This is a genomic window from Edaphobacter flagellatus (assembly GCF_025264665.1).
Taxonomy (GTDB): Bacteria; Acidobacteriota; Terriglobia; order Terriglobales; family Acidobacteriaceae; genus Edaphobacter; species Edaphobacter flagellatus.
Window position 1 is genome coordinate 1,832,439 of the sequence record NZ_CP073697.1, and the last position, 13,195, is coordinate 1,845,633.

Here is a 13,195-nt window from a genome sequence, read left to right on the forward strand (position 1 = left end):
CAGACATCAGTCAATGATGTGTATGCAGAAACAGGAGATCAATCACCCCAGTGTTGCCAGGGCAGCTTGCTAGTTGGCTAATTTGGAACTTGGCGAAGCAACCAGCGCACCATGTCAATTCCGCCACCGAGGTTGTCATACTCACGCGGTAACTTCCTGCCATCTGTGTATTCGTTATAGAGCCATGGATCCGCGACAGCGAGGACAGTACCTTTTCCATACTTTGCGGTAGCGATGAGAACCTGGCCTTGATCTCGTAGCAATGGAAGTGTCGATCCGCTCAAAGAGATTGTGCAGGTATCCTTAAAATAGAGAATGTGCGATCGGCGGAAGAATCTGGGATCGGCAGCCACGGAAAGCCTCCCCATCGGGAAGGTATCCCCTATCACGTGATGACTGAGTACGTTGTTGAAGTGGAGTCCAAAGCGATCCATCAAGAGGTTCAATCCTTCGATATCAGTATTCGGTCCATCGTTTGCCATCACGATGAGCACCCCTCCCTGTTTCACCCAGAAAGTGATCTGTTCAGCATCCTTATCCTGTAGTGCGTTTGGATGGGGATTCTTCAGCAACGTATCAGGCGAGACAATCATATAAAATTGCGCATCCTTTAGAGCCTCGATCGTAGGAGCGGTATTGAGCATTTCGGTCGAGACACCGTACCTTCTAAAGATATTCCCGAAAAAGGAGTAGCCGAGATCACTCAGGTCGTCCCATTTGTAGTGAAACGGCTCCATCTGTCCTGCCGCGTTTTTCCTTTTCGCGCTGGTAAACCAACCATCAAGAAGAATCCTTTCTCCGCGGCCAAGCAAAGCGGTAGAAGCCATGTCCAACTCATCGGCAGCTAACAGAAATGCACCTATCGGGCCGGACCTCTCATTACTTAGAGAGGTTGCCGAAGCAATGCGGTTATGGACACTCTTCCACGCTGCCGCTACTCGTCCGTCGTTTCGTGGCAAGTATCCTAGCCTGGCACCCTTTGCTATGGCGTAAATCAGCATATAGTCGCCGACCAAGTCCAAGGAGCAGGGACGCACATCGATTTCGCACCAAAGGCCCGTCTTCTGGTCCTGGCGCTCATACAGAAAACTCGTCACACGGGAAAATGCTCTCGCAATAACCGCGCGATCTGGATCATCTCGCTGGTAATGAGGCAGCGTATCCACGAGAGCCATCAGATACCAGCCCATGGACGCTATGGACGGGTTACAAGAATCTCCCGATCTATCACCGTCGCTGACGCCGCACTGGCGCCAGAGTTAGCCTCTTCCGAGATTTCATTTGCGTAAGCGGGTTCGTAATCGATGCAAACTTTTCAGACTGCTGAAAAACCGCCGCGTACTCAGCCAGGAAAGGTTTCGTCTCGTACAGCCTTCTCATCGCTGCCTTGTCCGCGCATCCGTTGCTATTGCGATCTGCCTCGCTTTCGTTGGATGCTCCCTCAGTAAGCTTATGTTCCAGCAGTGTTGCGGCACGATGGTACTTCTGCTCTCGGGTAACCCTGTAGAGAAGCAGTGCCTCTCTCCCCGGAGGAGTGTTACTTGACAGTTGATCGACAGTTGAGCAGCTACGCATCGTGCCATCAGGCTGAAGAAGTTGATCAACATTCCTCCTCACGTACTAGAAATAAGCTCGATTGGCAGTCTCGTACCAGAACGCACTTATGCCCGTCAGGAACATATTCGTATCGCTAGCCTGTGACATGCCGCAAGCATCAGGCCAGCGACTCATAGCCACATCTGCCAATTGCTCGGCTGACCCCACCGTCTGTGTATAACCTACGTTTGGCGTTCCAAGCAGCAGTGCAACTGAAACCACGCTTGCGGCAACCTTACACGCTAGATGAGCATTGAATTCCCATCCTATGTTCATCTCATCTACCCCTCATACTTGCCTCGTGACAGCACCTAATGTCCGCTTCAGCGGCTGATTGCGGCATTCATGATAGGGCCGTTGATGGCGGCAGCAAGCCCAACTGTCGCGATCTTCCCCATCTGCACTGCAATGCCTGAGGCAAGACCTCCATTCTGCATCCCCACCTCTATTGAAATCGTCCGGCAGTTATCTTCCGGTAACCTGCAAAGCTTGGCCCCGAGATATCCCAGAAGACAACCACAGGTCATATGCAGAAACATCGCGAACACTAGGATCAAACGCTTGATGTTTTTCAACTCTGAATTTGGCAAGCGCTTGCTATATTGCTCTACGGATACCATTATTGTCAAGACAATGTTCCGGGGTCTCGATACGCGGTACAGGCTCGGGTATAAGAGATAATCTGATTTTTGTTATTTATGGAGGCAATCTATCGTAGAAATGCCCCTTGGAAATTCGGGGCTTGACAAAACTAAATAGGCCATGAATTATTGCAAGCGCTTGTGAAGCGGTCCCCAACAACTAGATGGGCACACCTGCTTCTCTTCTGTGGTGGACACGAATAAAACCGCTTCCAATTTCAACATCAACGACGAGGTTGCCACTATGATCGCGAAGAATTCCAAGATTCTTGCATGGGTACGACGGTCTTTGGGATATGCAATATGTATTCTGACTTTGGCGTGTGGGAGCGGGACGGTTTTTTGCCAATCCTACACCATCAACACAACGACCCTAAGCTCCTACAGCGCTGTGCATCCAAAACTGTACATTGATCCCACCAGACTTGCTCAATTGCAGAGCAAAATGTCTAGCCCTCCGGCTGGTACACGATGGAGTTGGATCAACGGGACTTTCTATAGCAAAACAAATGGTTTCCAGTCGAAGACCCCACAACCTGCAGGTTATAGCAACGGAGATCTGTCCGAAGCCTGGCAGCAGATCAATGGCCAAGCAATGTTTGCTGATGCCATGGCTTATAAGCTCACAGGCAACTCGGTGTATCTCACAGACGCGCTACGCTGGGCTAGAGCATCGATTAGCTATACGACTTGGGGTAAGGATTCCTCCGGCAAACAGGCATATGATTTGACTGCAGCCTACGAACTACACGGTATGGCGGTTCTTTACGATTGGGCTTACTCCGATCTGGCATCTCTCTATCCGACCGATTTCGCAAACATCCAAAGCACTCTGGCCTCGCGTACGCAGGGTATGTATGAAGCTGCCTCTGGTACAAACCCTACAGTAACGACTCCTCAATGGTGGGGCGTCGAGTGGGAACAGAACCACCTCTGGATCTGCGAAACGGCCTTGGCAGCTGCAGCGTTAGCCTTGTATGGTGACTCTGGCGCGCCGAGTACGACAACTCTCACAACGTGGCTGCAGGATGGTCTGAATCGCTGGAACAATACTTTCACGTATCGCGGCACAGATGGAGCCGATCTTGAAGGTCCAGGTTATTGGCGCTACGGGATGGAATGGACGCTTCGCTATTTTGATTTTGCTTACAAGATCTTAGGTATCAATGTGTGGAGCGACTCATGGATGCAGGCTACAGGTACTTACCGCGCCTACTTCTCAACTGCGTCTAATTATTGGTACAATACTACGTTAGCAACAACCACAGATTACGTCGATTTTGCCGATGCTGACCGAACAGATGGCTCATCATATATCTTAAGAAAATTTGCCTCCCAATATAGCGATTCCACTCTGCAATGGATGGCCACGCAAATGGACACCGCTGGCGGAGCTGGGTACAGCAAGATCGACCCAAGTCCACGTGACCCCGCACTATATGTGCTTTGGTACGACGATACTGTATCTGAGGTTTCCCCGACGACCGCTGGATACCCAGTCAATAAACTTTTCAGCGATCTTGGCTTTGAAGTGTCACGCTCCGACTGGGGAGGAAATGAGTCAGTGATTGCTTTTCAGTCCGGGCCACCCATGGGGCACGTTGTGCGGGCCTCAAGTGGCACTTTTGACGCTCGTAGTGCTCCTCATCCTCACCCCGCAGCAAACAACTTCTCAGTTTTTGGAGACGGCGAATGGCTGCTGCGAAACGATGGTTATACTGGCCAAAAATCGACAGGCCAGCTGAACTCGCTACTTGTTAATGGGTCGGGACAACTAGGTCAGCAAAATCCTCTGTATACCTGGTTCAATATGGCGTTGGCGCGATACAGCAACGCCAACATCGATACATCGGTAAGCTTTTCGTCTTCTGCGCTCGATTACCTTGTCGGCGACGCAACTAGCACATACGATTCGAGCCTTGGACTGACCAAGTTCCGCCGGCGTCTGATCTACCTAAGACCTGACGTCCTCGTTGTCCTGGATACAATCACACAGAACAATTCCCAACCGCTCGAACTGCGCTTTTTCCCTGAACAGCAGACATACTCGGGAGGGTCGCCGCTTTATACAACCACCGGCAATACCTCAAAGCTACAGTTTGGGCTATTGAGTGCTTCTTCCAGTTCGATAACTTCGACAACAGTGGCGATGAAGAATCAGAGTGGAAGTCCCATTTCAAGGCTCGCGTACAGCGTCACACCTTCAGGTGGCGCTACAACAAACTGGGAAAACGCCGTTGGTTTGACTTGGTCATCCAATACGGGGACGCCCAAGAATGTCTCTGAGGTCACAACGGATCCCTCAAACTGGATGTTTCTTGTCACTGGCGGAGCGCAACCGGAAATGATCCTCATCAATAAGGCCAGTGAAGCAGTGTCAGTGGTTGTTGGCCTCCCAGCATTTCCCACGGGGCTAATGGCTACAACCGGCAATGCACAGGTCGCACTCAGTTGGACGGCATCATCTGGCGCTAGCAGTTATACAGTTGAACGTGCGACCGTTAGCGGTGGACCCTATATAACGATTGCTTCGGGTATTACGACCACAAGCTATACCGACACTAGTGTAACCAACGGAACCACCTATTATTATGTGATCACCGGAGACAATGTCATTGGTTCAAGCACTCTGTCCGCGGAAGTCACTTCAACACCGAAATTCCTTGGTGAACCATTTGCTTATACGGCCGGAGCACTTTCCAGTAGCGACAATGCAGGGTATGGCTTTGGCGGTGGCTGGATACCGGGTAGCGCAAGCAATGGTCGCAGCTACACAATCACTTCCGGAAACTTCTCTGTTCCCAGCAATTACACACTCAGTGTGAGTGACGGAAATTACCTCGCGGTACATGCCGGGACAGTAACAACAACGACATACCGAAATCTTGCGAGCAGTATCGATACCAACGTACCGGCAACCTATTATGTGAGTGCGCTGATCGAACTCATTGCCGGTTCAGGGACAGGTGATTCACAAATCAGGTTTGTTGACTCAGGTGGCTATAGCGTCATCGGATTCGGTGGTAGTAGTACCACCAATAAACTGCGTATCAACAGCGCCTATGGCGGTATCGGCTCCGTTACCGGATCAACCGCAGGAGCATTTGTTGCAGGCACTCAGTACCTGCTTATTGGCAAGCTGGTATTGAACTCGGCCGGCACGAACGATGTCTTTAGCTTTTCTCTTTTCCCATGTTCAAGCGGTGTTCCTACGACTGAACCTACTACTTGGGGTCTATCAGCAAGCGGCGACCTTAGCAATGTAATCACCGGCATTCAGGTCTACACAGGAGCAAACACGGGAACCTGGAACGTGGATAACCTGGAGTTAGGACCGACCTATGCATCTGTGATTAACTACTGACCGGCATCACCGTACTGGACCGGCTACAGCGCATCGCTGGAGCCCTCTCCCCAGAAAGGCTCTAGGCATTTGTGTAATGCGAACATGCAAGCTATCGATGTGAGTCATGCGGATCTTACGCAATAGAAACTGAGAGTACCGATAAATCGCGGGTTAAGCGGTTAAGCTGCACCCTCGTCGTCCATTCAATGCAAACAGCGTCCTGTGCCGCTAGATCCGAACGGCGTTGATTGGGCGGCGCAGCAAATACGGCATCAGGACCGTAACGAAATCCCACGAAGAGGTCAGGTTGCCTCGTTCCCTCCCCGACCAGCCTTTCTTTGGATACGCCGTCACGGGCTTGTACCGAAGGGCAATGAAGAACCGTCGCGCAGAAATCGCCAAGCACTTACCGTACCGGCAGGACGCATACACGGCACCGAATTACCCATCGCTCTCGACGCATACCCGAGGCTGACGCAATTGATTACGGCCCTTACCACCGCTTATAGGGCAAAAACTTACCGTTGTACGTGATCTTCACGCGGTCTCCTGCCGAGTCGGAAATCCGTTCTATGTCCATCGTGAAGTCGATCGCACTCATGATTCCGTCTCCAAACATCTCATGTATAAGAGCCTTGATGGTTGTTCCATAGATCTGATTGATCTCGTGAAATCGATAGAGAAGAGGGTCTACGGGTACGGGCGCAGAGAGGGAACCCTTTGAAGGTATTTGCTGGAGCGCTATGGCCACATCCTCCCCAAGGTCAAGCATTTTGATCAATCTCTCACTTTGTTCAGCATGGAATGTTCCTTGTCCGAGAAGCGTCGCCGTTACAAAGACAGGATGCATGCCAACATCATTTGCAATCTCGCGAAATGTAAGCTGCTTTTCCTGTTTCGCTTCAAGAATCCTCTGCGTTGCCTCTTGCCGGGTTATCATCCCTCATCTCCTCGTTTAAATCGCTGTCAGTGTACAAATACTCAACGCCTGATGCTTCCACCACCGCGTGTAACCCCAAGGATGTCACTGGCATCTACCAAAGTCGCAATTTTGCCGGTTGCGCTGTCGATTCTTCGAATACAGTCGTTACCGGTATCAGCAATGTAAAGGTTGCCTTCATCGTCGAGAGCAACGCCCATTGGGCCTCTCAGAGCGGCTTTACTTGCTGGGCCTTCATCACCGGAGTGAACTGGTTCTCCAGTACCTGCCACTGTCGCAATCATGCCTCGTCTAAAATCGACAACACGTATTCGGTTGTTGCCAGTATCCGCAATATAGAGTTTGCGATCTTTGCCAATAGCTAGTCCTTCAGGGAAACAAAGCTTCGCGTCGAGAGCCGGGCCGCCGTCGCCGCTAAAGCCACATATTGCGCTACCTGCGATACGGTGTACTGCACCGGTGCTTTCATTCAGAAAGGAAACTGCGTTACGGCTCGGATCGGAATAATAAATTTCGCCATCATCACTCGCCGCAACCCAGAAAGGACCAGCTGCAGGCTCACCAACAGACTGGACTCCAGGTAAACCGGCACCTAGAACCTTGCTGACGATCCCGGTAATCGCATTTATGCGACGAATTCCAATGGAGGTTGTGCCGCCAATCAAAAGATCTTCGCGAGAATCCATGGCAATTGAAATCGGCTCGTAGAGCCCTGTCGCTATAGCTGGCGTATTCGTCCGTCCCCCCATAGTGCCGTCCCCTGCTATGGTTCGTATTGTGCCAGCAGGATCAATTTGACGAACACGATTATTGCCCATATCGGCAACGAAGAGGTCGCCGGCTCTAGCAATAGCTAGTCCGACGGGTTCCGCAAGAGCCGCCCGTGTTGCAAGAGTTCCATCACCTGAGAACCCCCTTACTCCATCACCTGCAACAACACGAATCCTACCGTCAGCAGAAATACGAAATACTTGATTCAGGGTTCTTGAACTGACATATACATTGTGCTGATCGTCCACCGCAATCGCTGAAAGTTCAAGAGTAGGCGGCCCTCCATGGAGGGTAACTTCTACTGACTGCTTCCGGTTCAACCACAGCACGATGCTCCCCATCACCATCGCGAAGAGGATGCCTGCAAAAACAGCGTATCTCCCTTCTGGCAATGGCTTTCGCAAGCTAGTCATTGGCGCTCTCAGTGGCTAATTGACGGTAGACCTGACGTGCATGTTCGTAGGCTTGTTTTGCCTCCTGCAATTCTTGAGGCGAGATGAGACGGGACTTCTGTTTCCACGCTTCGTCGACACCTTTCAAACACCAGATGGCGCTGCGACGAGAGGCACGGATCGGCTTTCCATCCACAAGAGCAAAGATCGGATCGGTATGTGACGAAGGAAGGATACGCACAGCCATCCAGCTACTTTTCTTTAGCGGAACCGCAAACTTAAGTTTGTGCATCGATCCGTCAGCGACAATCTCCTGCTTCGCAACGGGTTGTCCGTTGACGATTAGTTCGACTGGGACTTTGCGAGTTGTTCCAATTCTTGCGCGCTCTAGGCTCCAATACGGACGTTGGTTATAGGGAAGTTCATCGATGGCAGAGTTGGACTGCTCTGGCAACATGGCGGTAGCAAGCACCTCTACGTTTACTGTTTGAGGACCTTCAATGTTGATCTGGCTGTTGTGCGTTCCAACTTCGACGCCGTTGACGGCAAAGTTCATCAGGTGACTTCTGCCGTCAGAGACATACGCAGCTCCATCTTTCACAGCATTCACAAAGCTTGTGAACGATAGCGGCCTCCGCAGCTTGGCGTAAGTTCTTCCCTGGCCAACACGTTCATCGTAGATACAGGGAAAGTCCGTCTCCCCTGATAATCGGGTGCGGAACCCAACATTCAACGTGTGATACCAGATGTTCAACTCCCATACGTACGGTGTGTCACCCGCAGAGATAAAGTCGACGAGTCCAGGCTGCGTGACGTCCACGATATATTCGTTTGCTCCGATACCGTCGAATGGTGGTATTTCATAGTTCGGCAGCGTATCTGAATGTACTTGCAGACCCCATCCCGAATGAGCGAATCCAGTTGCGGCGTTCTGTGACTTAGCCCAGCGCAGCACAGGCAGATCCCACGTTGGCCATTGCTCAATACGCTCAGTTTTGCGGAACGTCAGGCTCTGAAGATTCAACAGGACGAGATGCCCCGCATGGCTTGACGGAAACCCAGATACTTCGAGGTCATAATGCAAGAGAGAGTCCAGCGTGGACGAAGGATCGTCCGATCGTCCGCGGAAGAATTGCTTTTGATAGTAGAAACACGGTCCCCACACCAGGACGGCTCCAAAATTGAGGTGCTCTCCCTGGACCTGGCGATCCATAGATCTGGGGTCCACACCCTGAGTGGGATTTTCATAGTGGGAACAACCTGCAGGGTGAATATGATCGTCACCGGAAAACCATCCGAGCGCTGCCGGATCGATCCAGCGCTCGAGACGAATAGGCAGATCCATGCGCGAAACATTAGCGACGTGCAACTTCTGCGTGGCTGTTCTGTATTCAGGTCCCCCAGTGGAAGTAATCGTATAGTCTCCTGGTGGAAGGAGAAGGTTTTCTCCATCGTGGCGATATACCTGCGGCTGAAAATAAAAGTCAGGAGCCAGTCTTTTGGCCTGGCTTGGAAAGATCCGTCCTTTCTCGTCCTGAACGATCAAGGACGCCGTTGTAGGCTCACCATCGCTATCCAGAATGTGGAGATCAATCTGTGTCGCTGGTGTGACACGAAAAGGAATCGTGAGTGCCTTGATGCTTGAGTCCAATGGCCTGTCGCCAACAGCAAAACTCAACTTCGCTGTACGATAACCCGCATCTCGACTCGATATGACGAGGACGGCATATTCCAAGGGCGATCCCGAGAGATGGCTAGACATTGGTGGTGCATTGAACAAGGAGATGTCTGCCCAACGTTCGCTCACATCCTGAGCGGTCAATTGGCTCTTCGGTTCGGCAGCAAACGTTGATGGAATATAGACAGGTCCACTATTTGGACTGGCCACCGAAAGACTCGAAGTGGTTCCAGCACGATTATTGATCTGGACCAGAAACACGCTTGCGCCGCCTTGTACCAACGATGGTTGAGCAGTTCCAATTCTCAGATCGACTTGACTCTCCGCATTGATATCGACTGAGGCGATGACATCTTTCTCAAGAATCCTTGCAACCTCACGCTGAACCATGTCCGGCTGAGAACCGCCCAGCGCGTTCTGGATATGAGCCTTGTCTCGCAGATCCAATGGCTGCCCTAGAAGTTCTAGAGTGGTCTCCAGGCAGCGAATATGTTCGGCGAACGGCTGCAATGCATTCGAGGAATCGTCTGCGGAGCTAACATGTGGCTGCCGGATGCGAGAGCACCCGGCGGCAATCAACAATAGCGGTGTGACAGACAGCAGCCAAGTTCGCCGGAGCATTCTTATCGATTCTCCTTGCCAGCAACGCCCTTCTCATCCTTCGTTGACTTCATCCTCGTGGGCAATTCGATCGCAACCGTTCGGACTTCAACGTCTCGATCACGAAGCATGGCGATGACCTTACCCTTCGACGAAACGACAAGGCTGGCTCCGCCGTAGGTCTCTCCAGCCCACGGACCATGTGTCATCTGACCAACGAGATCAGTACCGACTGTTGGCGCAGACCATTCTCTGGCGCGACGCGTAACAAGGTCTTCGAGATCACGCTCGTGCTGTGGCCATCGGATAGGAGCTGCCGCCCAACCATACGGGACAATCATCAGGTCGGGCTTCAATTCTGTCACCCTCTTTGCATACTCATCGCCAAACGTGTCCGCACAGATTACCAGACCGACACGGCCGAACTCCGTGTCAACGACTCCAATCCCGGCGGGGTCGCCCACGGCATAGGGTGGATTCATAAGCTCAGGCAGTACCCGGAGCTTGCGATATTTCCAGAGCAACTTGCCTTCTTTATCGACTAGAATCGCGGAGTCATAAAGGGTTGCCTGTACGCGCTCATCCATACCGATGGCAATCATGATGTGGTACTTCCGAGCAAGCTCTGCGATGCGATTGCTATCTTCCCCCGGAATAGGTGTTGCAAGTTGGTAAGCATCCGGATTTTCCCATCCAAGAATAGAGGATTCCGGAAATGTAGCTATGTCGGCACGCTGATCGTGCGCTGTCTGCAGAGCATATTCAATTCGCTTGAAGTTTCCCTCTTTGTCTCCATCGATTACGAGAATCTGGCAAACCGCAATACGTACTCTTCTGGTTTGTTCAAGCGCAGAGCATGGAACCCGAGCGCCAGCAACAACAAGACAAACGACGATTCCTTCGACAACTCTACGGCGCACACGATTGGCAAAGCTCATCCTTATTCTCCTCTCAAAATCAGTCTTAGACTTTGCAATGTTTGCAGCTCTAGCGATTCCTTATTGCTGCATGTGCCTGGCTATGCTTGCATAACAAATCCTGAGAGACATGGAGATGCTGCACGGCAGAATATCCAGGCTTCACTGGAGCGGTTATAGAAACCACGATTGGAACAAGACTGCGCTGACAGTGAAGAACGTACTCCCCTGGAAAAATATCCTTAATCCACGCTGTGCCATCTCCGCTAACTCGCAGGCCGACCGGTTCACATCTGCCGGGTTTGCTCGGCATCAACACGACAAATTCGTTAGGAATCAGCCCAGAGAAGAGAACCTCGCCCTGCTGTTTTTTTTCGGTGGCTTGAGGCTTTCGCCTTAGAAACTGCGTATACAACTCCGAGAATAGTCTGCTGTAGACGGAGGGTGTCCAGATAGGCTGTCGTGAATCGCACCAATTCGGCAGATTTTCCTGATCCATGTCTGATCCCGCGTCCCGGTTCCCATAGCCACTCTCGCTTAGCCACGAAAGATGAAACTTATTCTCTCGATCAATCAAAGGAATGTGCTGGACAATCACCCCTGCCCCTCCCCCTCTGTATGCCTTTTCATAGAAAAGCCGCAGGAAGGAACTCACCTCGCAAACATTCGAAAAGTTCGTATAAATCTCTTTGGTAAGGAATGGCTTGTTCGTCGAAGCCATCACCTCAGCCATATACGAGCCGTCATCATAAATTCCCGGCACTGACTGGTCTTTGAGCGATCCCTGTGCCCAGGATTGAATATCAGTGTCATCTGCAAGTGGCCGGGAGGTATCCAACTTTCGGACCTGCTTTGCCATGCGCGAGTAAAAGGCCACTGTTTCGCCCGGTTTGTCCCACAGATTCTCTGGGATTACATCGGTCGGTCGCCAGATCACAATGGAAGGATGATTGCGGACGGTACGCACCCAGTCGAAGCAGGTGGATTCCATCCAGCCCTCCCAGTCTGAATCGGCATCGGATTGGATATCAGGTCGACCGTCACAAAAGAAGCCCGCCATGACCAACATTCCCTGCTCATCGCATCGATTGAGCCATGGCGTTCCAAGACAATCCCAATGACCATGCAAGAGATTTAGGCCCGACTGCTGCATGATGGAAAGCATGAGGGACTGGGAGTGAGAATCGTTAAGATAACGGAGCGCCGAGAGCTTATTGAAATAAGTTCCGGAGACCCAAAGCTTCTTGCCATTCAAGAACAACGTACGATCTTCGATCCACACCTCCCGAAAGCCAAAGCGGGTGAGTAGACGGTCTATAACGAGGCCGTTGCTTCGCAACTCGGTGTATACCGAATAGAGTTTCGGCTGACCGTACGGCTCCGGCCCCCAAAGTATCGGTCTATGCCAGTCTGCCTGGGTACGGACTGGAGCGACCAAACTCGCAGATCGCTCCGGCAATTCGAGTACGACCCTGTCGCCATCCAGCACAGTTGTGTGGATCATCATTCCAGCACCAGGACGACCAGGCCCTGCAGTGCTTGTCTCAACTTCAAGCTTGCCTTCACGTACGGATGGAATCACGTAGACATTGGATATATGAGTACTGGGCCGCCATCCTAGCGTGATATCACCAACGATGCCAGTCCAATTACGGTCACTTTCATGGATGACTGCGCCACGATATGCACGCCCTTGCTTTTGAGTGCTTATCTTTCCACCGGGACGTGCATAAGGCCCAGATGCATCGTGCACGTATACAACAACTTCATTGGCAACGCCGGGAACGAGGTGTCCTGTTATATCGGCTTCGAAGGGAGAATACTGTCCGAAGTGATCGGATATGCGCTTTCCATTCCAATACAGCACAGCATAATGCCCTAACTTTTCTATTCGAAAGAAATAGGTTCGATCTGCACCCGCCCAGTCAGGCGGTATGACCAAGTTGCAGCGGTACCAATGTGCTTTGTTTGGCTGTTCTCGAACTATGGGTGGCCGTGCGGGTGCGCGCAACGAGATCCATCCCTGCGAAGGCACGCGACTCTCAGAATCGTCTAGCGAAATCTCCCATCTTCCGTTGATACAGAACTCCATACGAGGAAGGACTTCCGGTGCTCCTGGCCGTCCATGGCTACTGAGCACGAGATCTGCTGCTGAGAGTTTCACGGGGAGAAACAACTGACGCGACAGGAAGCCAGAGAACAGTCCTCCTATCGCACCTCTTCTGCTTATATTCATAGACGTCAACACTCCATGTCTCGGCATTGGGCTCCGGATAACAAATCGGCATCCGGAGCCCCATGCCAGCTGCGTCAA

At 51.7% G+C, this 13,195-nt stretch carries 7 protein-coding genes; 1 reads left to right on the plus strand and 6 read right to left on the minus strand.

What is annotated here, in order from left to right; genetic code table 11:
- Window positions 1–77: 77 nt before the first annotated feature.
- Window positions 78–1,190 carry a glycoside hydrolase family 88 protein gene (locus tag KFE13_RS07760; protein ID WP_260706594.1) on the minus strand — a complete coding sequence of 371 codons (1,113 nt, stop codon included), beginning with the start codon at window positions 1,188–1,190 and terminating at the stop codon, window positions 78–80.
- Between the two features lie 1,492 nt (window positions 1,191–2,682).
- On the opposite strand from KFE13_RS07760, the gene KFE13_RS07765 reads away from it, so the two are divergent.
- Window positions 2,683–5,601, plus strand: a complete 2,919-nt coding sequence (locus tag KFE13_RS07765) for a DUF4962 domain-containing protein (RefSeq protein ID WP_260706595.1) — start codon at window positions 2,683–2,685, stop codon at window positions 5,599–5,601.
- A 475-nt stretch (window positions 5,602–6,076) separates the two neighbouring features.
- Here KFE13_RS07765 and cynS read toward each other — a convergent pair whose 3' ends face one another.
- The 5 genes from cynS to KFE13_RS07790 are packed head-to-tail and all read right to left on the minus strand — an operon-like array spanning window position 6,077 to window position 13,117.
- The gene (gene cynS, locus KFE13_RS07770) at window positions 6,077–6,523 is read right to left on the minus strand and encodes a cyanase (protein ID WP_260706596.1); all 447 of its coding nucleotides are present in this window, start codon (window positions 6,521–6,523) and stop codon (window positions 6,077–6,079) included.
- A 41-nt stretch (window positions 6,524–6,564) separates the two neighbouring features.
- Window positions 6,565–7,707, minus strand: a complete 1,143-nt coding sequence (locus KFE13_RS07775; RefSeq protein ID WP_260706597.1) for an NHL domain-containing protein — start codon at window positions 7,705–7,707, stop codon at window positions 6,565–6,567.
- Window positions 7,700–9,985 (minus strand): CehA/McbA family metallohydrolase, encoded by a 2,286-nt coding sequence (locus KFE13_RS07780; RefSeq protein ID WP_260706598.1) that lies wholly within the window; start codon window positions 9,983–9,985, stop codon window positions 7,700–7,702. Before KFE13_RS07780 ends, KFE13_RS07775 begins: the two co-directional genes overlap by 8 nt.
- Window positions 9,986–9,987: 2 nt before the next feature.
- Window positions 9,988–10,902: a carbon-nitrogen hydrolase family protein gene (locus KFE13_RS07785; protein ID WP_260706599.1), complete on the minus strand. Its 915-nt coding sequence runs from the start codon at window positions 10,900–10,902 to the stop codon at window positions 9,988–9,990.
- A 49-nt stretch (window positions 10,903–10,951) separates the two neighbouring features.
- Window positions 10,952–13,117 (minus strand): glycoside hydrolase family 2 TIM barrel-domain containing protein, encoded by a 2,166-nt coding sequence (locus KFE13_RS07790; protein ID WP_260706600.1) that lies wholly within the window; start codon window positions 13,115–13,117, stop codon window positions 10,952–10,954.
- Window positions 13,118–13,195: the final 78 nt, after the last annotated feature.